This is a genomic window from Paenibacillus sp. 01T47 (genome assembly GCF_056398245.1).
The window spans coordinates 257930-279852 of record NZ_JBFTPA010000007.1 but is presented as its reverse complement, the minus strand read 5'-3'; the positions used below and the strand labels follow the sequence as shown (position 1 = coordinate 279852).

The window sequence follows — 21923 nt, the reverse complement described above, 5'->3', positions numbered from 1 at the left end:
AGAGGAAAACAGTTAATATGTGATCAGTATACTGTGGACGGTCAGCCGCTAACTATCGATTAGACTTTCACTTTTATTACACGCTTGTAAGCTTCTGATAGGCGGCAAAAATAATACGTACCTCCGTACCCTGATCGACCACTGACGTTAGCTCCATTCCATGCCCAAGACGATCAGCAGCCTCCTTCGTCAGATAGAGCCCCATACCCGTTGATTCGCGCATGCCGCGTCCGTTTTCCCCGGTAAAAAAGGGATCAAATACCCGCTTCATATCCGCAGCAGGAATGCCTACCCCACGATCGATAACTTCAATAATAGCTTCGCTCCCGCGCAAATAGCAGGAAATCACGACCTTCTTCCCTTCTGTCTCTTTGCTCGCAGAATATTTAATCGCATTGATGACGAGCTGGGAGAGCATAAAAAACAGCCATTTCTCATCCGTTTCGACCGTTAATTCAGGCGTACTGATATGAACCTCGGGATAAATCTGATTGCGAATAAAAAGTCGTTTGTTGTCATGGACAACAGCGCTGATGATTTGTGACAGAACAACGGGCTTCACGTGGAAATCCTGTTCGAACGCGCGGAGCCGAGCCATATAGAGGACCGTATGCAATCCCGAGCGCATTCTCTCCAGCTCCTCACGAATGCTGGCAAACTCAGGCTCATCGATATTTTGAACAGTGAGCTCAATGACCGAAAGAGGTGTTTTCATTTGGTGAACCCATTGGTCCATGAAAACGAGATGCTCCTCCTGCTGCTTCTTTACTGTATATAATTGCTGCTGATACTGACGGTACTGGGTATGCAACAGTTTCTGGAGCGCCTCCGAGATGGGCGACTGCCCGATTTTCTGAAATGAAGCATCTAGCGATTCGAGAGGCTGACTAAGGCGGAGGTAATAATGTCGCCGACTAAGAAAGTGGTACACAAGGTATCCGCCTAGGATGAAGAAAGCAAGAAAAACAACGTAAAGTGCTGTCTTCAAATTGTGATAGCCATCGAGCCAATAAATCGAAAAAATGATACCCAATTGCAAAAGCTGAACAACAATGAGCAGAGCGTGTTCTCTTATAAACAGTTTCACTTGTCACTTTCCTTCATCCATGTGACGTTCAGCCGATAGCCTGTACCTCTCACCGTCAGCAAAGCATCTTCGATGCCAAGCTCTTGAAATTTTCTTCTAACGCGGGTAATGTTCACATTCAGCGTATTTTCATCCACGTAAGCCTGATCATCCCACAGCTTCTCAAGCAGAGCCTCGCGGCTGGCAACCCGTGGATATCGCTCAATGAGGCTTTCTACGATGTCGGATTCTTTTTTCGTGAGCGCAATGATTGCAGCTTCTAGCTTCAGCTCCAGCCTTTCGGGATAAAGCATGAGCCCTTCGATTTCGAGAACGCGTTCCTCATATCTGGAGGCATACTCCCCATAGGCACGTCGAAGATGGCTGTGGATTTTTGCCAGCACAATTCCAGAGTGAAACGGCTTCGTGATATAGTCATCTCCCCCATTTTCAAGAGCCATGATCTGATCCATTTCACCGTCGCGAGCGGATATAAACAACACCGGGCAGATCGATGCGCTGCGGATTTGCCTGCACCAGTAATAGCCGTCATAACTAGGCAAATTCACATCAAGAAGAACCATGTCCGGCGTGGCTTGATGGAACTCCTCCATTACATGCTGAAAATCGTTTACCCGTATCCCTTCATAGCCATATTTCGTTATAGTAGACAGCAGAAGCTCCGCGATTTTCGGATCATCTTCTACAATCATTATTTTGTGCATCTCACTCTCTCCTTGTATGGACCATTAATGTCAAAATAAGAATATTGCAACACTATCTATTATGCTTGATCTATTATCGATATGGAAACGGGAAGCTAGCACTTTTTTTCTCATGTGATAGATTAATGGAATTCTATTCGTATTACCTAGTAGGCGCCAATAATTGTTGCAAGGAGGGGTGAACGGTTGAAACTGACAGAGGACAATGTTGTACAACACATAAAGAACAAAAACGAAAAAGCCATTTCTTTTATTATCCATCAATATGGAGGACTGCTTGCTGCCATAATTAAACGCCATTTAAATGGCCAGCAGCAGGATTACGAGGAATGTCTGGATGATGTGCTGCTTTCAGTATGGAACCATATTTTGCACTTCGATCCAGAGAAAAATGGCTTTAAACAATGGCTTGCAGCGATTGCCAAATATAAAGCAATTGATTATCAAAGAAAACAAATCAAGCTTCACAATCACCAATTTTCGGTTTCCGAAATAGATGATCGCATGCTCAAAACAAGCGAAGCAGCCGGCACAAGCCAAGTAGATGAGCTGTTTGACCAACTATCAGCGCGTGAGCGGGATATTTTCGAAAAATATTACTTAGAGGGAACACCTTCCCATGAAATCGCGGAGCACTATAATGCCAAGGAATCTTGGGTGCACAACAAGCTTTCCAGGGGACGCAAGAAATTGAAAAGCTATCTGCTCAAAAATAATCAAGGATAAGGAGTGAGACTATGTCGATTTATAAAGAGCTAAATGATCTTAACCTGGATGTAAGCCAGTATGAAGAACAGGAGCTCACGAGCTTCCAAAAAAAGAGCTGGGACGGCCGTGTACGGAGTAAAATTAGAAAACGTAAAACCAATAATAGAAAGAAATATGCAGGCGTTGCGGCGGCTATTATTTTGGCAGCAGGTATTTCAATCAGCACGGGGACTGTGACGTTTGCCAATGTTCCTTTCGTCGGAGGGTTGATGGAGCGATTGATGGCAACTAATGCAGATGAGAACGCAGACTACTCTCCGTTCAAAACCGAAATTGGTGCCACTGCTGAAAATAAGTACGGAAAATGGACCTTAGATGAAGCGTTGATTGATAACGGACGTTTGCTTATTAGCTCCACTTTTGAGCCTGCTGAGGGGGTCAAATTCAATTACAAAATGCATCCGATGCCAACCGTACTCATGAATGGACAGAATCTTACTTCAGGAACCGCTGGACAATCCATTAAAGTACACGATTCCATGTATACGGTCTATAATGAGCTGCGAATTTCAGAGCTTCCGATCGGTGAAACGATTGCCTTCCAAATTAGATACGATAATCTAGACTGGAGCATCGACTCGAAAGTGAAGCTGATTGAGAATCCTTGGTCCTTTGACATTAAGGTTCCAACGAATCAATTGGCTGCAACAAGTGAGACGATTGCATTTAATCAGGATATCTCACTTGGAAACGGACAATCGATTCATCTAAAAAACATGGTCGTATCACCTATTTCAACGATTTTATATTATGACTGGACCGAGCAATCCAATCACATTGCATTTAAAATTGTCAGTGAATCCGGGGTGGAGCTATTGCCAAACACAGCGGAAATATCTGCTGAGGGTTCTTATAACCGCTACGTTCCAATTGATTTGAAAGCTGAGAAATACTATTTGGTTCCTTTCGAGAGCTCAGAGAACCCTCATGCTGACAATCCAGGAGAGGTGCCGGAGCAATCGATACCGATCAATCCATAGCATAGCCGCACCGCATCCCACCATTTCGGCTCCCGAGCGTGAAATTCTCAAAAATAGGACTAGAAACTAGCCCTATTTCTCTTTAAACAACCAATTCAGCATAATTAGATATAGAAACTAGTCTTATACCTGCAATACACCTTGCCAATTCTCCCAAAAAAAGAGATATTCATAGGATAGCTCTTTAAGCTTAACGTTTAAAATGCTGCCGTTGATTTGAGATGAAATTTAGGAGGCGGAACGATCATGCCCTACATTCCATTCAAGGATTTGGACGTTTTTTATGAAAAAATGGGGAACGGTGAGCCCGTTATTTTTTTGCACAGCGGCTACTCTCGGGGAATTCTAGCCTTCGCCAGCCAATTGCTTGATTTTCAGAACAAATATACTTGTTATTATCCGGATTTCAGAGGTCATGGACGAACAAAGTGTAGCAGTCTCGAATGGAATACGCCTCAGCTTGTAGAGGACACGATTGGTTTTATGGACGCGCTTGGCATTTCTAGAGCACATTTGATCGGGTACAGTTTAGGAGCTAATGTTGGACTGTATGGCGCTGTTCATTATCCCGAAAGAGTTGCTACTTTAACTACGATAGGAACCAGCGGGTTTGCAGATCCAACGGGTGTCGAGCAATTTGAGCCAGAGTGGCTTTTGGAACAGGGGCAGCAAGCGACCATCAATCAAATGATTGAAAGGCATGCAGAAGCTCATCGAGGTAATTGGCAAGAGCATATGCGGCAGTCTGCGAACGATTGGCGTCTCTATCCTCAGCTTACTAGCGAGCAGCTAAGCAGCATTCGTTGTCCATCCTTGCTTATTACTGGGGAAAATGATCCCTTTGTAGGTGAAACGAAGATAAAGCAATTGAGTTCCTTGATTAAAGGATCTCGATATCTCGTCGTTCAGGGCGGCAGTCACAGGCCTCATATGCTTAGAGGAAATCCGGTTTTGGTTAATGACGCCATACTAGATTTTATTAGCTCTTACCCTGTTTCCGACATGTGAGATTATCTAAACAAAATAAGGCTTACAATTAAGCAAAAAAGCTGCCGATTGTTATACTCGGCAGCTTTTATTAGTGGGGCGATTGGTTTGCAAAGCAGCCACGGACGTTTTTCTTGTCCGCAGCTGTCGCTGCATTTTTCTACCGCGTATTACGTTTATGTTGGCCGGACAATTGTGAATTGCTCGCCTAGCTTCGCATAATCGTTTCCAGCAAGCCGGCTCACCGGCTTTAATGCCTCGGCGTTAATACGCCCATTCTCGTACAAAGCCTCATCCACATGGAAACGTACAACTCTGCCAATTAATAAATCGCAGGCTGGCGAATCCTCTGTACCGCCAAGCGACAACGATTGATCGAGTACACATTCCATACGGATTCTCGCTTCAGCTACACCCGGCACACGCACAAGGTCGCTAGCGATAGCCGTTAAGCTTGCAAGCGCAACCTCACTCTCTTCCGAAGGCAAAGCTGCTGCCGTTATATTAATCGCTTCGATATAGCTCTCATCAGAAATATGTACAACAAACTCGCCTTGGGCGATGGCATTTCGAGAGGTATCCTTCTGGATACCTCCCGGCTTGCGCTGTACAGATACCGCAACCATAGGCGGATTAGCGGTAACGATATTGAAGAAGCTGAACGGAGCTGCATTCAGCACACCTTCGCTTGAGAGTGTAGTGACAAAAGCAATGGGTCTTGGCACAATGCTGCCAATCAACAGCTTATAATTGTCCTGTACACTTTGACTCGTTGGATCAATCGATAACATGATGGGCTCCCCCTTCAAAAGCGAAATACTGGTATTATATTAGCCTGTAAAGGTTTCGTTAAACCAAGCCGCTGCGGCAGCTACCTCTGAACTCGTTAACTGATGTCCAAATGTTTCCCAATGTACCGTAACTGGCGCTCCAGCCGCTTGCAGCAAGCGGTCCAGCTCCTCTGTCTCCTGCGGCGTGCAAAGCGGATCATTCGAGCCAGCGCCAATGAAGCAAGGAACGCCAGCTAGATCTGGCAGATTAACATCCCGAATCGGCACCATCGGATGATGCAAGATCGCTCCGCGAAGCGTACCTTGATAGTGGAACAATAGGCTGCCTGCGATATTAGCTCCATTGGAATAACCGATTGCCACGATATTATTGCGGTCGAATCCATTTTCGACTGCGGCTTGATCTAGAAAATCATTAAGCTCCTGCGTGCGGAATTTAAGGTCCTCTAGATCAAATACGCCTTCAGCAAGACGTCTGAAATAACGCGGCATACCATTCTCGAGCACATTTCCTCTGACACTCAGCACGGACGAAGCAGGCGAGACCAGCTCAGCAAGCGGAAGCAAATCCCGCTCGGTTCCACCCGTTCCATGCAAGAGCAGCAGTACTGGTGCAGTTGCATCTGTTCCTTGTTTGAATATATGTTTCATCATTTGTCCTCCTCCAATACTCTTACTTCAAATGGTGGCAATAAGTGCTCAATTTGTGTACGATGCTCCTCATACCATTCCGGCAGCATCAGCTTTTCACCGAGATGCTCCGGCTCTTCATCACGAGCAAAGCCCGGTGGATCTGTAGCAATCTCGAATAAAATGCCGCCGGCTTCACGGAAATAAATCGCGTTAAAATATTGGCGATCCACGATCGGAGTAGGCTGGAAGCCATGGCTCTCAACGTGGCTTCTCCATAGCGCGTGCTCCGCGTCGTTTTTCGCCCTCCAAGCGATATGATGGACGGTGCCAGCTCCTCCATGTCCGTGTTCCATATCCTCTACATTGATGTCAATTAGATTGCCCAGATCACCTGTTGCTTTAAAACGAGCATAACCTTCATCTTCCCCGACTTTCTCCAGTCCCATCACGTTAACAAGGAGCTCTGCGGTTTTAGCCGAAGCCGTCGTGTATAATACGGCACCACCAAAGCCCTTAATCGCTTGCTGCGCCGGAACGCCGCCAAACGACCATTTACTGTCCGCTCCTTGCTCCCTAGCTACGATCTCAAGCTTTAAACCATCAGGATCTTCGAATTGTAAATACTGCTCTCCAAATCTTGATGTTTGAGCAAAATCTACATTAAGCTTAGTCAGACGCTCTTTCCAAAAACCGAATGCACCTGCGGGAACTACATAAGTGGTTATACCCACCTGACCCCCGCCAATTTTGCCTTTGCGTGAATTCTCCCAAGGAAAAAACGTAATAATAGTGCCTGGACTTCCGATCTCATTGCCAAAATATAAATGATAAACCTCTGGCGCATCAAAGTTAATCGTCTTCTTAATCAACCTTAGACCTAATACGCCTGAATAAAAATCTGCCGTCGTCTGAGCGTTTCTAACAAAAGCGGTTATATGGTGAATACCAGCTGTTTGATTTGTCATGGTATTGACACTCCTTATTTTATAGGAATATGAAAAGTAATGTAACTAACTCCACTTCTGATTAGCCAATAAGCGCATCAATGGAATATTCACCAGCGCCTGTTAATGCGATGCCTATAGCAATGGCTACGAGAACAAGATTATATTCATAACCATTTGCGGTAGCCCATATTCCGTTAGGACCATGCACCTTCACAATAGCACCAAGCATAGTAAGCACGATCAGTACCGCAGCAAGAGGTGTAAGCAGACCCGCGACGAATAATAGGCCGCCGATTAGTTCCATCAATCCAGCGGCAACAGCCATAGCAACCCCTGGCTTAATGCCAATCGACTCCATCCAGCCGCCTGTTCCCTTTGGACCATAACCGCCAAACCAGCCAAACAGCTTTTGTGCACCATGCCCCGCGAACAACAGACCTACAACGACACGAACAACCAATAATCCCAAAGCAATACTCAATGTAAACTCCTCCAATTTGTTTTTAATGTTTAAACTACTGCTTGCATCAAAGTTCTTCTTTTACCACTATTTAAAGAATCTCTATTTTAAGATATGTGGCATGCATAAATGATCGCTGCTACCTTATAACAGCCATCATTGATATGCAACAAACGCCCACGCGCGTGACTACACCTTTACAGCTAGTTAAACCCGCTACTTGTAGTGCTCTTGAGCAAACTTTCCTAGCTTCTTAAGCAGCTTGCTCGCCAATTGCTTCTCTTCTGTTGTCAGCCCATTTACCGCTTGCTTGATAGCGTCTTCGTGAGCAGGAAATACATCCTCTACGAACTGTTTGCCTTCATCGGTTAGTTCTGCATAAATGAGGCGCCTATCCGTAGTCGAAGCTCTCCGGCGTACCATTTGCTTCTTCTCCAGCTTATCAACGACATAAGTAATGTTGCCGCTGCTCATAAGCACTTTCTCACCGATTTGCTGCAATGGCTGCGGTCCCCGGTGATAGAGCAATTCAAGCACTCCAAACTCCGTGCGGTTCAAGCCGTTTTTACGAATATCACGATCCGCATGGGCATTCACCCATTGGCTCGCTCTAGACAGCGCAATGAAGAGATCTAATGAATCATTTTGTTTTTCATTTGCCATGATGATCACTCCCCTCTGCGCCGTTTTATCTTTAATTAATTTATCTTGATTTAAAGATAATACATTTTGAAACAGTTGTCAACGCTTATATCAAATCTTTTTGAGTCAACGATAACAGGCATGCTTCTTAAAAATAGAACGGCTTGAGATTTCACCTCAAACCGTTCCGCCGTCGATGGCTTCCGTTTAGCTTTCTTTGGCCGACCTGACCGAATTCCCTTTAATAAGAGAAACATAAATCCGTTCATGCTCCACTTCGTCGCCGCTGATCAGCTTGATCAGCTGTTCGGCAGCAAGTGCCCCCCATTTGCGCTTGGAATAGTCAATCGTAGACAAGCGCGGCTGAGTGTAAGAAGCCAGCTCCATATTATCAAACCCAACGATATGAATATGTTCACCGATCCGAATATCAGGATGATGCGCCGCCAAATAATTGAATATACCAATAGCCATCTCATCGTTGAAGCAAAACACTGCCGCAGCCGTGCTGCTGTTCTCAGCTATAATTGTCGCTGCAGCCTGCTCCCCAGCCGATTTATTGAAATCCCCTTCAATTACAGTCAGCTTAACGCCAGCGGATCGTTCCACTGCTTGCGTAACAGCTTGCAACCTCTGCCTTGAATCATAAGAGCCGCTAGGGCCAGTCACTGCATAAAGTGTCCGATGGCCTTGCTCGATTAAATATTCGGCTGCCAGTCTCGCCCCTGCTTTGTTATCGAGCAGCACTTGATTGATGTTCGAATGCTGCAGTTCACGATCCAGCACGACAAGCTTATGTCCGCGCTCCGCGTAGCTCAGCAGCTCAGTGCTGCCAAAAGTCTCGTCCAGTATAATCGCTCCATCGATCATTCGCTCAGGCAGCATCCGATGAGATTGCTTACCGCTGCACACGATCAGATCATAGCCCTTTTCCGATAAAATCTCCTTTGTTCCTTGCAAGAGATCGCCGTAGAATGCGCCGCTGAAGTCGGTAAGAAAGACACCGATAATTTTTGTTTCTCTCGTCTTGAGCGACCTTGCAGCAGCGTTCGGGATGTAGTTTAATTCCTTGGCAACAGCCAATATTCTTGCTGTCGTCTCATCCGTCACCTTGGGGCTGCCGTTAAGCGCGTAAGATACCGTCGAGATCGAGACCCCCGCTTGTTTAGCGATATCCTTAATACTAACCACAGCATTCGCTCCTATCTTTCATTGTTCCTTCACTATATCACAAAGACTGGCGGTTCTTGGAGACCGCCAGTCTGCTTCTTACATAAATATTTCGATTCGGTTCGATTCCGAATGAAGATTAGCTTTCAATTGTTCTTCGGAAATTTGTACTCCACCTACACGATAACGGTTAGCTGAAGGCTTCCCTTCCGCTTCCTTACCGTTAATGATGACCTTCGTTACCTGTCCTGCATCGCTAAGGCGATAAACAAAAGTAATCGGCAAGCCGTTCCACATGAAATCGAATTGCATGCCATCCAGCTTAGCTGGCAGAATCGGATCGATAACCAGATTACCTTCCGACTGACGGATACCGAGGGCATTCGAAATCAATTGGTTCATATAAATTCCGGGACCGCTTGAATAAATTCTCCAGCCGCCCTTAACAGGCACAGTTCCTTCACGAAGCTCACCGAAACGCTCCTGCGCCTCATAACGATTGTTGAACTTACCGTCGGAGCTGCTGAAGTAAGAGTTGCTTTGACGCAGCTCTGCATTAGGAACAACATCACGCAATCCAACCGGATTAATCATGAGTAGACCTTGCCATACTTCATCCGTCTTGCCCAGCTTCGCCATAGCTTCTACATAACGAATATGAGCATGAACATATTGCAAGCCGACTTCCCGGCCGAAATTAGATGCCTGCTCTGCCCGTTTAAAGTTAGTGCTTACGCCGCCTGCATATTGTGCAGGACGGTTCATCAGCCGTACGCCATCCGGGCAATACAGCTGCTCTTTAATAACACGGTAATGCTCAGCTGCTTGCTCTTCCGTAAGCAATTCGCTAATCATACTGCGTGTCATTGGAAGCAAGCGGTATTGAATGCCTGTAGTTGTGTCTGTCGGGTGAAGCATCAGCTTCGCATCGCCCGGCTCCTCCATGTATACAAAGCCAGGAATGACATCCTGTTGCAGCATATACTGATTAAAGTCCGCTTGAATAGCTGATGCCAGCTCCTTAAGCTCGGCTGCCTGTATCGCATCAACTTCCTCCAGCACGCGGCCAAACTGTGCGATTACCTGATACGTAAGCGCCACTGTCCAGCTGCTGACCATATATTGCTTAAGCTGTGCATTAGCCGGCTGCAGCGTATCGTCCCAATCTCCGTCGCCATAGGATGACAAATGCGTGTCGTGCAGGAAATGGCTCTTCATATAAGCAATTTCCTTCATCGCGTGGTCAAGCAGCGTCGCAGATTCTGTCGTGAATTCGCCTTTATGACGGACCGTATAAGGAACACGCTCCTGCAAAATGCTATAGTCCTTTGTTGCTGCCAAGTAGTCGCCAAGCACCTTCAGCGGCCAAACAATAATATCGCCATGGCTTTCTTCTTGCTGAATGTGGAAATACTTGTCGAACATGAACCATTGCGGCCAATTGCCGTCATCCTCGTATTGATGGGAATAAACGGTCTTCAAGATTTCAGCAACCTGCTCGTATTTGTTCATAGCCATGAAGTACTCAGTCGGTCCTTGGCAAACGTCGCGCGTTCCCCATGCTGCACCGCCGTATTGCTCCAAACCATGAGGCACAGAGAAGTGAACGAGCATATTGTGCGTGTACCACCATGCCAATGCATTCACTTTATCCAGCTCAGCTGAAGCTGCTTCAGTACCCTCAGCGGATAAGCGGAAGCCATTCATCACATGACGGAAAAACTCACGGTAGCGCTCGATTTCAAGCTCTGCCTTCCGCTCTGACTGCGGCAATGCCTCGCCACGCAAGAGACCTTGCATCGTAATTGTCCATTCCGAACTTTGGCCAAGCTGCATCACCACAAGCGATGCTGAGCCTGATGCCGTACCGCTAACAAGCAAGCTTTCATCTCCTGCAGTCATGTCTGCCCCGCTCACGAACATCCGATATTGCAGATTAGGGAAGATCGGAGCGCTTATGGATGCTTGGTCAGCCTTGAAAGTAAATACGCCGTCCTCCAGCTCCATATGGAACGGCAGCTCGTATTCATTGTTATTCATGGATACTTGATTCGTAACTAAATAGCGATAAGCCTGTCCATTTACCGAACGAAGGTGAAGGCGTACCTCGGGCGAATCAACCGTTGTATAATTTGTAATGATGATTGTGTCATCTGCTGTTTTGTAGAACCAACGAGCATAGTTAAAGCCGATCTCAAACATCGAAGGCATAGTAAGAAGGCGGTATGAACCTTCCAACTCGACATAAATACGTTGTCCAGATGTCTTCAAATTATTGAGCGCATTGCGGGCATTCGTAAACAGCTTGTGGAAGCTCGTATTGCCTACTAGCAATTGTGAGTTGAAAATACCGTACATATAGGAAGTTGTCGTCATAACATCCTCTGTCATGCGGTCATTGCCGCCAGACATAAGAATATGACCGTGCGGACGCTCAACTAGCAGCTCCTTCTCCTTAAGCACAACATGCTCATGGCTCTCTGTAAAGAAAGACAACAGCTTGCCGTCTTGCCATTCCTCCTGATGACGGTTAGGGAAATAAGCGTTAACTTCCTCCATCGTCATTGATGCCGTGCGTACTGGCGTTCCAATCGCATTTGCATACTCAGACTTAGCTACAGGTGTTGCCGCCGCAGCGAAGTCGGTCTCATTCGAACGCTCAACTTCTTCCCAAGCCTTCTGAACTTCTGCGCTGAATTCTATTTCACTCACAGCTGATGGATGATCTGCCTTGAACATGCCGTAAAATACAAAGCGAGCTTTATCCTTCAACAAGACAGGCTCAGCTTGAAGCGCCGCATAAGTGAATTCATATTGGTAAACCTCATTCGCTAGTTCAGCCTTGCCAAGTGCTTCCGGCACGTCCGTTTCTTTGTAGCTAAGGCCAAAGAATTGGAATCCGTCCGTTGAGTAACTGGCTGCTCCTGTTAGTGAACCGTGCTGCATGTAAGGAAATGATCCTTGCATCGGCTGATTCTGGCGGAAGCAAAGAACATAACCCAGCTTCTCATCTTTAAAAGCTTTATGGTCAACGTACTGCGACATGTATGCTTCGTTCGACCGCACTGCGCCAATATCCGCGAGTCCAATGTCTTGTCCATAAATGATGTCGATCTTCGCTTCTTTTCCTTGCGATTGTGCGGTTACATCCCAGAACCAGATGCCATGGTTCGTTAATGTGAAGACTACGCGATAGGCGATGCCATCAAATGCAGTCCCTTCCCATAGCAGACGACCATCCACCGCTGACATGCGGCTTGACGAATGAATCCCAAGCAAAGGCTCATAAGAAATCCCTTCTTCGGTATGCATGCGCAAGTAAAGATTGTTAAGCGAGCCATCTACATTGTTCGACACCACTTGATTCAGCATCGTTCCTTTATGGGCAGCTTGCGCAAGGTCTCCGCTGCTTAAAAAATCAAACGTCAGCTCTCCTGCTTTTATTTGCAATTTATTCATCGCTTTCAACGCATTCACTATAGCTTCCATCTTCTTTTCACTGCCTTTCTATTTGCTTAGTTTGAATTTAAGCGTTTCTACATCGCGGCTGTTTGGCCCAATGTACAGTTCAAAGTCACCAAGGTCGCTTGTGAAGGTTAGATCAGCATGATAATAACGCAGCTGTTTTTCCTCCAGCGTAAACGAGACCTCTTTGCTCTCTCCTGGCTGCAGCATCACCTTGCGGAATGCCTTTAGCTCTTGTAACGGACGGACAACATCCCCCGCCATGTCGCGTACATACAGCTGTACGGTTTCCTCACCAGCGCGAGCCCCAGTGTTCGTTACTGTGATGTTTACATGTAATGGCTTAGAAGCACTCATCGTATCCATCGCCATCTTCGCTCCGCTGTAGGTAAAGGTTGTATAACCAAGCCCATAACCAAACGGCAGCAGCGGCTCATTCGGAACATCCAAGTATTGAGATACGTATTTCACCTGCGCATCAGGTGCGCCCTGCGGCCTTCCCGTATTGAACCGGTTATAATAAACCGGTACTTGGCCTACGGAATGAGGGAAGGACATCGACAGTCTTCCAGTCGGTTCCGACTCGCCGAACAATAATTCCGCAATGGCAGCACCGCCCTCCGTACCTGGGAACCACGCCTCTAATACGGCATCCGATTGATCAATTACACCGTGCAGATCAAGCGGTCGTCCGTTAAATAGGACAGTCACCATCGGCTTGCCTAGCTGTTTCAGCTGAGCGATTAGCTCAAGCTGTACCTGCGGCAATCTAATATTCGACCGGCTAGCCGCTTCTCCGCTCATATCCGAATGCTCACCTAAAGCAAGCACCACGATATCTGCTTCTTTAGCTGCAGCATATGCCGCTTGCCACTGCTCATCCGTTGCGTCTTCAATACCGCAGCCTTCTGTCACAGACAACAATGATGCATCTACTTTGCTTGCGATGCCTGCTGCCAGTTGAACCGCCTCTTCCTTGGAGCCAAGCCAAGACCAAGGTCCAAGAATATCGCCGCTAGCCGCGAAAGGACCAATCAAAGCAATTTTCTGCTCGCGTCCAAGCGGAAGAACTCCCTCATTTTTCACGAGGACACAGGATTTAAGAGCCAGTTCACGCGCAGCCTCGCGATGTGCTGCTGAGCCTACAATTTCCTGCTCACGCTCTTCATTCGCTCCACGATACGGTTGATCGAACAAGCCCAGCTTCTGCTTCAGCTCCAGAATGCGAAGTACAGCTTCGTCGATCAAAGCAACATCGATTTCATTCTCTTCAACAAGCCGCTGCAAATGATCCGTGTAACAGGTCGTCATCATTTCAATATCGACGCCGGCTTTGATCGCCTTCATTGCCGCTTCCGATTCATCCGCTGCAACACCGTGCGGGATCAGCTCTTTTACTGCGCCCCAATCGGAGATTAGCACACCGTCAAACGCCCATTCGCCGCGAAGAAGATCACGCATCAGCCACTTGTTTCCTGAAGCTGGAATGCCATCCACTGTATTGAATGCCGTCATGACCATTTCGCAGCCTTCATCCAGCGCTGCTTTATATGCAGGCAAATAAAATTCGCGAAGCTGACGCTCAGACAGATCAACCGTGTTATAGTCGCGTCCACCTTCTGCAGCTCCATATGCGGCAAAGTGTTTCACGCATGCTGCCACGCGGTTAATATCATTTGCAAGGTCTTTTCCTTGGAAGCCTCTTACGAAGGCTCTGGCGAATTCACTGTTCAAATATGGATCCTCGCCTGTCGATTCCATGACTCGGCCCCATCTTGGGTCCCTTACGAGATCGACCATCGGAGCGAACGTAACGTGTACACCTGCCGCAGCAGCTTCCTTAGCAGCGATCTTGGCACTTTGTTCCGCCAGCTCCATGTCCCATGAGCAGCCGATTGCCAGCGGTACAGGAAAGATCGTTTTGTAGCCATGGACGATATCCGCCATCACTAGAAGCGGAATGCCTAAGCGGTTGTTCGCCAAATGCTGCTTCTGTATGTTAATGACTTCCCTCGCTCCTGTTAAGCCAAGCACGGAGCCTGTATTGCGAACCGTTTCTTCCGTTACGCCCATTTCAGCCATCGGTCCGGTAATTTGTCCATCCGCGCCTTCAAAGAATGGCGTCGCCAGCTGCAGCAGCTGCCCGATCTTCTCCTCAAGCGTCATGAGCTTTAGAAGAGCCGCAGGTTGCTTTTCCATATCCGTGTTCCTCCTCGTAATAGCCAATCAAATTTATCGTTCTTATCGTTAATGTTTACAGGTCCTTCTGTCTTTACCACGCTTATGTCTTATGGCCAATATTTTTAACAATCGAAACGTTTCTATTGATTCCTAATTTGGATTATAAACAATTCAAAAAGAGTCGTCAATTGCTGTTTCATCTTTAATAGAAACGTTTATATTACTAATATGAGACTATTTTCCTGAAATAAAAAAACGCTTGAACCCGTTAAAACTTTGATTTATAATGATGTCGAAACGTTTCGAATCAATAAGCAGGTCTGGTTCTAAAGTTGTAAACGGTAATATATTTTGTTTATAGAAACGTTTCACCACTTTAAATAGTATTTCTATTTACTTGTGGCGAACGTTTTTGCTGCGGCAGGGAATGTAACATTTACCTGCTCATCCACACCCAGCTTAGGCTTATATATACGGCAAACAACAGCCGCCTGCGTGCATAACTTGCACGGATTCACAGCATAGTACTGATAACAATCATTCACACAGGAGGAATAATTAATGTTTAAGAAATCAGTAGCAACTGCACTAGCTAGCTCTATGCTACTTATCGGCGCCCTCACTGCTTGCGGAAGCAACAACAGCAATGAAGGAGCAGCAAACGATAAAGTAACCATCAACGTATGGGGGATGGGTGAAGAAGCCAAATCCTTGCCGAAGATTGCAGAGCAATTCATGGTTGAGAACCCTAACATTAAGGTCAATGTACAAGCACTTCCTTGGGATACGGCGCATGACAAGCTATTGACGGCTGTCGCTTCCAAAAAAGGTCCAGACGTGCTTCAAATGGGAACAACTTGGATTCCTGAGTTCGCATCCGCTAAAGCGCTTATGGATATCACTCCTTACGTAACTGAATATCCAGAACTTGCTGAAGCAAACTTCTACCCAGGATCGGTATCAACAACTAAATACGAAGATGCAACTGTAGGCGTGCCTTGGTACATCGACACTCGCGTGCTTTACTACCGTACAGATCTACTGAAAGAAGTAGGCTACGATAAAGCTCCACAAACATGGGATGAGCTTAAAGATGCTGCAACAAAGCTTAAAGCTCGCGGTAAAAACAAATACGGCATCAGCCTTGATGTTAAAGAACAATCGCTACTATTCATGTTCGCTCGTCAAAACGGCTCGAAGCTTATCGAGAACAACAAACCACAATTCAACCAACCAGAATTCGTTGAAGCCGTTGAATATTTGGACAGCTTCTTCAAAGACGGCTCTGCACCGATTGATCTAGGTATGGATATTATCCCTGCATTTAAGGGTGAAGGCATCTCGCCAATGTTCATCAGCGGACCTTGGATGATTAAACTAATCAATGACCAAGCACCTGAGCTTGCAGGCAAATGGGCAACAGCTGTACTTCCTAAGAAAAAGAACAACCTTTCTTCTCTAGGCGGCTCTAACTTGTCTGTTTTCCAACATACAACGCACAAAGAAGAAGCCTTGAAATTCCTTGCTTACATGAGCAAGCCTGAGACACAGCTGAAATGGCTGGAGCTTACAAACTCGCTTCCTTCCACGAAAAAAGCATGGGAGAACGAAGCTTTGACTAAAGATCCTAATGTAAAAGTTATCGGTGAGCAGTTGAACAGCTCGGAGCCTATGCCGCTTATCAAGCCATGGGAAGAAATTGCTCAAAACGTGCTATCGACATTCGAGAGAATTTACCGCGGTAAGTCTGATATTAAGAAGGAACTTGACAGCTTCAACGCCAAAGCTGAACAAATTTTGAATAAATAATGATCGCCATCGCCGGCAGCGGTTCTGGAACAGAGCCGCTGCCGGTTCCATTAGAAATGGATAAAGCCAGGCGCTCATAGCAAAGGAAGGGTCGTTTATGAAAGGCATCTCTCAGAGTAAGGCACCGTATTTCTTTATCGCTCCAACGCTTATTTTGCTTACCTTATTTTCGTTATTGCCGATCCTTGTAGCCTTAATAATAAGCTTTACGGACATGGACTTGGCAGGCCTTGCTGACTGGTCCAATATTTCATTCGTCGGATTCAAAAACTATGTAGACGTGCTGGCTGATCCAATTTTCGTAAAAGCCATACTTAATACGTTGTTCTACGTGATCATCGGTGTTCCACTTGTTATCTTATGTTCACTTGCTATTGCGATCATGATTAATTTCGGCGCAAACCGTGCATTTAAAGCTTTCCGCGTCGTCTATTATATGCCATCAGTTACAAACGTTGTTGCCGTTGCTGTTGTATGGGGTTTCCTTTACAATCCGGCTTTCGGTCTGCTCAACTATATTCTTGATTCAATTAATCTGCCTACGGTTCCATGGCTTCAAGATCCAGTCATGGCTAAAATATCGCTTATTCTGATGGCGGTATGGAGAGGGATCGGCCTCAATATGATCATCTTCATTGCCGCGCTTCAAGGTATTCCGAAGTCTTATTACGAGGCGGCTCAGCTCGACGGTGCCAGCACATGGAAACAGCTGACTTACATCACGATTCCAATGCTGCGCTTCGCGATCTTCTTCGTATCGATCACTACCATGATCGGTTGGCTGCAATTTTTCGAAGAGCCATTCATTATGACCGACGGTGGTCCACTCGACAGCACAACATCTGTGGCCCTGTTTATTTATCGGAACGGCTTCCAGCTTAGCAACTTCGGATACGCGGCAGCAGGATCATTTGTCCTGTTCATCGCAATCATTATTATTACGCTCGTACAATTCAGATTTCAAAATAAAGAAACGGATCTATAATCCAAACGGAGGTGTAATGGATGAGTTCGCAAGCAAAAGCGTCAAGCGCCTCAAAAGGCGAAAAAGCGCTCAAGTGGATACTAGGCATATGCCTCGCGGTCGGCGGGGTATTGGTCATCCTTCCTTTCGTATGGATGATCCTTTCTTCCTTTAAACCAGAGAGCGAGATACAGAATATCCCGCCTACCTTACTGCCTGAACGCTTCACGACGGAAAATTTCAAGAACTTGTTTGAGAATATGAACTTTGGCGTTTATTTGAAAAATACGCTAATTATCGTTTTCTTCTCCTTTATTGGCTTATTCCTGAATGCGATGGCTGGTTTCGGCTTCGCGAAGTACAAATTCAAAGGCAGTAATAACTTGTTCTATATCGTACTTGCTACGATGATGATTCCTGGTCAGGTGACGATGATTCCGGTCTATCTAATCCTAAATGAAATGCATCTGACGAATACGATGATCGGTATCGTTCTGCCCGGACTTGTCGGCGCCTTCGGTATATTCCTGTTCCGTCAGTTCATGGCTACCATTCCAGATGAGCTGCTGGAAGCAACCCGTCTTGACGGTGCAAGTGAATTCCGGACGTTCATGCAAATCGTGCTTCCTATTTCGAAGCCGATACTTGCGGTACAGGGCATATTAGCCTTTATTGGCGGATGGAACAGCTTCCTTTGGCCGCTTATTATCGCGAACGATGAGAAGCTTTACACTCTCTCCGTTGGCCTGTCATTGCTCAAAGGGCAATACGGCGGCAACTATGCGCTCCAAATGGCTGGATCAACCTTTATGGTTGTGCCTATCATCATCATCTTTATCTTCTTCCAGAAGCATATTATCGAGAACTACGCGATCTCAGGCATCAAATAATAACAGCAGGGGCTGTCTCTAAAGGTATGTATAGACCTTTGAAGACAGCCCCTGCTATGTTTTATAAGCTTTTCAGCTATAAATATATAAGCTACCGCCACCACGCTGAGGATGGGTACTCAGCCGCTTGAAGCAGTACAGTCTCTCCGATTTTCGGAGTCGAAATACGTGTTTTCATCTCCTTAGCTGCCTTTACCGCTCGCTCCACAGGGTCGGTCCAATCATGCATCGCAAGTGTGAATGCACCCCAGTGTATCGGAATCATAATCTTTCCGCGTACGTCCAAGTGAGCCTGTACCGTTTCTTCCGGCATCATATGGATAGCTGCCCAGCGCTCATCATACTGTCCACATTCCATTAATGTGAGATCAAAGGGTCCGTATTTGTCGCCAATTTCTTTAAAGTGAGGACCATAGCCGCTATCTCCACTGAAGAAGATGCGTGCCTCCCGGCCAAGTATTACCCAAGAGCACCAAAGCGTTGCATCGCGATCCGTCAGACTTCTACCTGAGAAATGTCTTGCAGGCGTACAAGCGAGTTGAATCCCCTCATATGAAAACTCATCCCACCAATCATGCTCCTCTATAAGGGAGGGATCTACCCCCCATCTTACCAAATGAGGCGCAACGCCAAGCGGAACAATAAAGCGTCTCACCTTATCCTTAAGCTTTACGATCGAGCCATAGTCCAAATGATCGTAATGATCATGTGAAATGAGTACCGCATCAATCATCGGAAGCTGCTCTATCTCAAACGGCAGCTTATCACTGAATCTTTTACCGCCTATAAACGGAAACGGGGACGGCGCTTTGCCGAACATCGGATCAAGCAGCAGGGTTTTCCCGTCGATTGCAAGCAAAGCTGCAGAATGGCCAAACCATGTCAGCTTAGGCTGATGCTGCCCGGCACCATATCCTTCACTCATCGACTCAACGACTAGCGCTTTGCTTGGCCTAGCCATCTTATTGCCTTTCATAAATTGAACGAGCAGCTTCAGCTTCTCGCTTGTTGTCGTATCCATGGCTGTAGGAATCGCATTTATAAATTTTTTACGGCCATATTGGTTCGAACGGCTTAACTGCTGCCGCCGCTCCTTTGATTGTGCTGCCCCAAAAGCAGGGTAATACTGGAGGACCAAATACACAACAACTATGACTACCGCAATGATACTAACGAATATGAGCATGCCTTTTAACCTCTCCCCTTGCCGTATCAATATCTACACGCAGAAAAACCGCTATTGAAGTATACGTTACTACTTCAACAACGGTTTTATCAAGTTTAGGTAAAGATTAGACTACGCGCGTCGTGTTCCTCGCAAGATTGCACTTAGCAGCAGTACGACTACAACAGCTCCAATGATAGCCGGGATGAGAGCGAATCCGCCCATCGTCGGTCCCCACGAGCCAAGAATTAGCGTACCTAACCAAGCTCCGATGAAGCCAGCTACGATGTTGCCGATAATTCCTCCCGGTACGTCGCGCCCAACAAGCAAACCACCTAACCAACCAATTACTCCGCCAACGATTAATGTCCATAATAAACCCATATTTTTTTGCCCCTCTCTGTCATTCGATATAGCTATGATTAACCTCATATGGCTATTTTGAAACAAAACAGTCGAGTGTAATATATGGAAGAACAGAACTCGTTGTCGTTTCAAGGCACTTTATAAGAATAGCTGGCCGCTAAGTAATCGGCAGCGTCACCTCAAAAGAAGAACCCTCATTCAACCTGCTGTCTACACGAATATTGCCGTGGTGGAGCTCAACGATTTTATGGACGATCGACAAGCCTAATCCGCTGCCATCAGCCGTTCTCGTCCGCTGCTTGTCACCCTTATAGAAACGTTCAAAGATACGGAGCTGATCCTCCGAAGAAATGCCAATACCCGTGTCTGTAATCTTTACTTTGACCTCATCGCCTAGGCGCTCCAGTACAATCTTAATGCTCCCTTTGGCAGGTGTAAATTTAATCGCATTATGAAAGAGGTTTACCCAAACCTGAGTAAGCATCTCTTCGCTGGCCGCAATTTCTACTTCCTCCAGCTCCAGTTCAAGCTCAAGTGCTTTGTCCAGCCACTGAGGCTCACTAGCGAGCACAATGTTCTCAAGCTGCGCATCGAGCCTGTATCGCTTCGTGTCCAGCTGCTGCTGCTCGGATTCGAGCGTTGTCAGCTTAAGCAGATTGTCGCTTATTTTGGACAACCGCGTCGTTTCCTGCTCAATAATCGACAAGTAATGACGCTGCTCCTCAGGGCTAAGGTCCTCGCGTTGCAGCGTGCTCGCAAATCCGCGTATCGAGGTCAGAGGTGATTGAATTTCATGCGATACGTTAGAAATAAACTCCTGACGAAGCAGCTCTACCTGCTTCAGGTCATGCGCCATATCGTTGATGGACTGAATAACGTCCCCGAATTGGCCATGAAATTTCTTGTCGCGATCCAAGGCCACGTTGAAATCTCCCTTTGCCATTCGTTTTAGCGCATCGATCATTTCAACCCAAACTTCCCTCTGCTTCGGTCGTATCACCAAATTAACGATAGCGAAAAGCACAATGATAAATAAAATGCCCAGTCCCCAGTTCACCAGCTGCACTATATATTCAGGAAAGCGGACCTCATGCCTCGTGTAAAACCACTTCGTCAACCAATACGCCAGCGAGAAGGCACTTCCGCTCAGTAGGAATACCATCGACGTAGCTCCTACAACACGCAGTGAAACTTCCCATTTTGACATTTTACGATTCATTGGAGTACCTCCAGCCGATAACCGAGTCCACGGATCGTACTGATCTTAATCGATACCTCCCAAGCGACAAAACGCTCACGCAGCCGGTTGATGTGTACATCCAGCGTTCGTTCGTTGCCGTCAAAATCATAACCCCAAATCGCTTCGATCAGTTGGTTGCGTGTCAATGTACGGCCTAGATGGCTAACGAGCTTGAACAGCAGCTCAAATTCCTTCGGAGGAAGCGTCGTATAATCCGAATGAATCTTCACTTCATAAGTCTGCCGATCGAGCATGATCTCCGCTACGGAAACCTGCTGCGACACCGCGATTCGGTAACGCTTCAATAGCGCTTTAACTCTGACAGTCAGCTCCGCGGGATCAAACGGCTTTACTAAATAATCGTCCGTTCCGAGGTGGAACCCTCGCACCTTATCGCCCATTTCTCCCTTGGCCGTCAGCATGAGCAGCGGAATATCGTACTGCTCCCGCAGCTCACGGCACAGCTCCCAGCCGTCCATATTCGGCATCATAATATCCAATATGACCATATCTGCCGGAGAGGCTTCCATTTGAGCAAGCGCCGATTGCCCATCCGGAGCCTCCTGCACGCTTAAAGCCTCTTTCTCCAAAATAACCCGAACCAGCTCACGAATATGCGGATCATCGTCTACAATCAGCACATAGCCCATTTCTCCACCCTCTTCTCTGCTTAC

General features: G+C 46.6%; 20 protein-coding genes. 6 read left to right on the top strand and 14 right to left on the bottom strand.

All coding sequences use genetic code 11. The features are described 5' to 3' along the window. Window positions 1-76: 76 nt before the first annotated feature. Together AC1DOV_RS17035 and AC1DOV_RS17030 are read right to left on the bottom strand one after the other, a co-directional pair. Window positions 77-1087, bottom strand: coding sequence for a sensor histidine kinase (locus AC1DOV_RS17035; protein ID WP_477550542.1), 1011 nt, complete (start codon window positions 1085-1087; stop codon window positions 77-79). Then, a complete protein-coding gene (locus AC1DOV_RS17030; RefSeq protein WP_441878429.1) occupies window positions 1084-1791 on the bottom strand; it encodes a response regulator transcription factor in 708 nt (235 codons plus the stop codon). The genes AC1DOV_RS17035 and AC1DOV_RS17030 overlap by 4 nt, the downstream gene beginning before the upstream one ends. Window positions 1792-1977: 186 nt before the next feature. Here AC1DOV_RS17030 and AC1DOV_RS17025 point away from each other — a divergent pair, with 186 nt between their 5' ends. The 3 genes from AC1DOV_RS17025 (at window position 1978) to AC1DOV_RS17015 (ending at window position 4547) form a co-directional block, all read left to right on the top strand. Further along, window positions 1978-2517 carry a sigma-70 family RNA polymerase sigma factor gene (locus tag AC1DOV_RS17025; RefSeq protein ID WP_076266406.1) on the top strand — a complete coding sequence of 180 codons (540 nt, stop codon included), beginning with the start codon at window positions 1978-1980 and terminating at the stop codon, window positions 2515-2517. A gap of 11 nt (window positions 2518-2528) precedes the next feature. Then, a complete protein-coding gene (locus AC1DOV_RS17020; RefSeq protein ID WP_477550541.1) occupies window positions 2529-3539 on the top strand; it encodes a DUF4179 domain-containing protein in 1011 nt (336 codons plus the stop codon). Window positions 3540-3785: 246 nt separating this feature from the next. Continuing rightward, window positions 3786-4547 carry an alpha/beta fold hydrolase gene (locus AC1DOV_RS17015; RefSeq protein WP_477550540.1) on the top strand — a complete coding sequence of 254 codons (762 nt, stop codon included), beginning with the start codon at window positions 3786-3788 and terminating at the stop codon, window positions 4545-4547. A gap of 155 nt (window positions 4548-4702) precedes the next feature. Here AC1DOV_RS17015 and AC1DOV_RS17010 read toward each other — a convergent pair whose 3' ends face one another. From AC1DOV_RS17010 to bglX, 8 genes are all read right to left on the bottom strand, one after another. Beyond that, complete coding sequence (locus AC1DOV_RS17010; RefSeq protein ID WP_477550539.1) at window positions 4703-5317, bottom strand: flavin reductase family protein; 615 nt, start codon at window positions 5315-5317, stop codon at window positions 4703-4705. A 39-nt stretch (window positions 5318-5356) separates the two neighbouring features. Next, window positions 5357-5968 (bottom strand): alpha/beta hydrolase, encoded by a 612-nt coding sequence (locus AC1DOV_RS17005; protein WP_477550588.1) that lies wholly within the window; start codon window positions 5966-5968, stop codon window positions 5357-5359. Beyond that, entirely contained in the window at window positions 5968-6915 is a 948-nt protein-coding gene (locus tag AC1DOV_RS17000; protein ID WP_477550538.1) for a ring-cleaving dioxygenase, read from the bottom strand. The genes AC1DOV_RS17005 and AC1DOV_RS17000 overlap by 1 nt, the downstream gene beginning before the upstream one ends. A 61-nt stretch (window positions 6916-6976) precedes the next feature. Then, window positions 6977-7378, bottom strand: coding sequence for a DoxX family protein (locus AC1DOV_RS16995; RefSeq protein WP_477550537.1), 402 nt, complete (start codon window positions 7376-7378; stop codon window positions 6977-6979). Window positions 7379-7573: 195 nt separating this feature from the next. Continuing rightward, window positions 7574-8020: a MarR family winged helix-turn-helix transcriptional regulator gene (locus AC1DOV_RS16990; protein ID WP_441958467.1), complete on the bottom strand. Its 447-nt coding sequence runs from the start codon at window positions 8018-8020 to the stop codon at window positions 7574-7576. A 186-nt stretch (window positions 8021-8206) separates the two neighbouring features. Continuing rightward, window positions 8207-9190, bottom strand: coding sequence for a LacI family DNA-binding transcriptional regulator (locus AC1DOV_RS16985; RefSeq protein WP_477550536.1), 984 nt, complete (start codon window positions 9188-9190; stop codon window positions 8207-8209). Window positions 9191-9268: 78 nt separating this feature from the next. Further along, window positions 9269-12658 carry a GH36-type glycosyl hydrolase domain-containing protein gene (locus AC1DOV_RS16980; protein ID WP_477550535.1) on the bottom strand — a complete coding sequence of 1130 codons (3390 nt, stop codon included), beginning with the start codon at window positions 12656-12658 and terminating at the stop codon, window positions 9269-9271. Between the two features lie 18 nt (window positions 12659-12676). Next, complete coding sequence (bglX, locus tag AC1DOV_RS16975; RefSeq protein ID WP_477550534.1) at window positions 12677-14833, bottom strand: beta-glucosidase BglX; 2157 nt, start codon at window positions 14831-14833, stop codon at window positions 12677-12679. Window positions 14834-15376: 543 nt separating this feature from the next. Between bglX and AC1DOV_RS16970 the strand changes: the two genes are divergently transcribed. From AC1DOV_RS16970 to AC1DOV_RS16960, 3 genes are all read left to right on the top strand, one after another. Then, window positions 15377-16624 carry a sugar ABC transporter substrate-binding protein gene (locus AC1DOV_RS16970; protein WP_477550533.1) on the top strand — a complete coding sequence of 416 codons (1248 nt, stop codon included), beginning with the start codon at window positions 15377-15379 and terminating at the stop codon, window positions 16622-16624. A 97-nt stretch (window positions 16625-16721) separates the two neighbouring features. Then, entirely contained in the window at window positions 16722-17609 is an 888-nt protein-coding gene (locus AC1DOV_RS16965; RefSeq protein WP_076266418.1) for a carbohydrate ABC transporter permease, read from the top strand. 20 nt (window positions 17610-17629) lie between these two features. Then, entirely contained in the window at window positions 17630-18478 is an 849-nt protein-coding gene (locus AC1DOV_RS16960) for a carbohydrate ABC transporter permease (protein WP_076266419.1), read from the top strand. Window positions 18479-18569: 91 nt separating this feature from the next. Here the strand turns inward: AC1DOV_RS16960 and AC1DOV_RS16955 are convergent, their stop codons facing one another. From AC1DOV_RS16955 to AC1DOV_RS16940, 4 genes are all read right to left on the bottom strand, one after another. Then, window positions 18570-19499: an MBL fold metallo-hydrolase gene (locus AC1DOV_RS16955; protein ID WP_477550587.1), complete on the bottom strand. Its 930-nt coding sequence runs from the start codon at window positions 19497-19499 to the stop codon at window positions 18570-18572. A 276-nt stretch (window positions 19500-19775) separates the two neighbouring features. Further along, entirely contained in the window at window positions 19776-20027 is a 252-nt protein-coding gene (locus AC1DOV_RS16950; RefSeq protein WP_076266420.1) for a GlsB/YeaQ/YmgE family stress response membrane protein, read from the bottom strand. 139 nt (window positions 20028-20166) lie between these two features. Beyond that, window positions 20167-21228 (bottom strand): sensor histidine kinase, encoded by a 1062-nt coding sequence (locus AC1DOV_RS16945; RefSeq protein WP_477550532.1) that lies wholly within the window; start codon window positions 21226-21228, stop codon window positions 20167-20169. After that, the gene (locus AC1DOV_RS16940) at window positions 21225-21899 is read right to left on the bottom strand and encodes a response regulator transcription factor (RefSeq protein WP_339205592.1); all 675 of its coding nucleotides are present in this window, start codon (window positions 21897-21899) and stop codon (window positions 21225-21227) included. Before AC1DOV_RS16940 ends, AC1DOV_RS16945 begins: the two co-directional genes overlap by 4 nt. Between the last annotated feature and the right edge of the window lie 24 nt (window positions 21900-21923).

Bases quoted from the DNA above. Each gene is read 5' to 3' on its own strand.
- AC1DOV_RS17030 (WP_441878429.1), bottom strand. From the start codon at position 1,791: ATGCACAAAATAATGATTGTAGAAGATGATCCGAAAATCGCGGAGCTT.
- AC1DOV_RS17020 (WP_477550541.1), top strand. From the start codon at position 2,529: ATGTCGATTTATAAAGAGCTAAATGATCTTAACCTGGATGTAAGCCAG.
- AC1DOV_RS17015 (WP_477550540.1), top strand. From the start codon at position 3,786: ATGCCCTACATTCCATTCAAGGATTTGGACGTTTTTTATGAAAAAATG.
- AC1DOV_RS17010 (WP_477550539.1), bottom strand. From the start codon at position 5,317: ATGTTATCGATTGATCCAACGAGTCAAAGTGTACAGGACAATTATAAG.
- AC1DOV_RS17005 (WP_477550588.1), bottom strand. From the start codon at position 5,968: ATGAAACATATATTCAAACAAGGAACAGATGCAACTGCACCAGTACTG.
- AC1DOV_RS17000 (WP_477550538.1), bottom strand. From the start codon at position 6,915: ATGACAAATCAAACAGCTGGTATTCACCATATAACCGCTTTTGTTAGA.
- AC1DOV_RS16990 (WP_441958467.1), bottom strand. From the start codon at position 8,020: ATGGCAAATGAAAAACAAAATGATTCATTAGATCTCTTCATTGCGCTG.
- AC1DOV_RS16980 (WP_477550535.1), bottom strand. From the start codon at position 12,658: ATGGAAGCTATAGTGAATGCGTTGAAAGCGATGAATAAATTGCAAATA.
- bglX (WP_477550534.1), bottom strand. From the start codon at position 14,833: ATGGAAAAGCAACCTGCGGCTCTTCTAAAGCTCATGACGCTTGAGGAG.
- AC1DOV_RS16970 (WP_477550533.1), top strand. From the start codon at position 15,377: ATGTTTAAGAAATCAGTAGCAACTGCACTAGCTAGCTCTATGCTACTT.
- AC1DOV_RS16965 (WP_076266418.1), top strand. From the start codon at position 16,722: ATGAAAGGCATCTCTCAGAGTAAGGCACCGTATTTCTTTATCGCTCCA.
- AC1DOV_RS16960 (WP_076266419.1), top strand. From the start codon at position 17,630: ATGAGTTCGCAAGCAAAAGCGTCAAGCGCCTCAAAAGGCGAAAAAGCG.
- AC1DOV_RS16955 (WP_477550587.1), bottom strand. From the start codon at position 19,499: ATGGATACGACAACAAGCGAGAAGCTGAAGCTGCTCGTTCAATTTATG.
- AC1DOV_RS16950 (WP_076266420.1), bottom strand. From the start codon at position 20,027: ATGGGTTTATTATGGACATTAATCGTTGGCGGAGTAATTGGTTGGTTA.
- AC1DOV_RS16945 (WP_477550532.1), bottom strand. From the start codon at position 21,228: ATGAATCGTAAAATGTCAAAATGGGAAGTTTCACTGCGTGTTGTAGGA.
- AC1DOV_RS16940 (WP_339205592.1), bottom strand. From the start codon at position 21,899: ATGGGCTATGTGCTGATTGTAGACGATGATCCGCATATTCGTGAGCTG.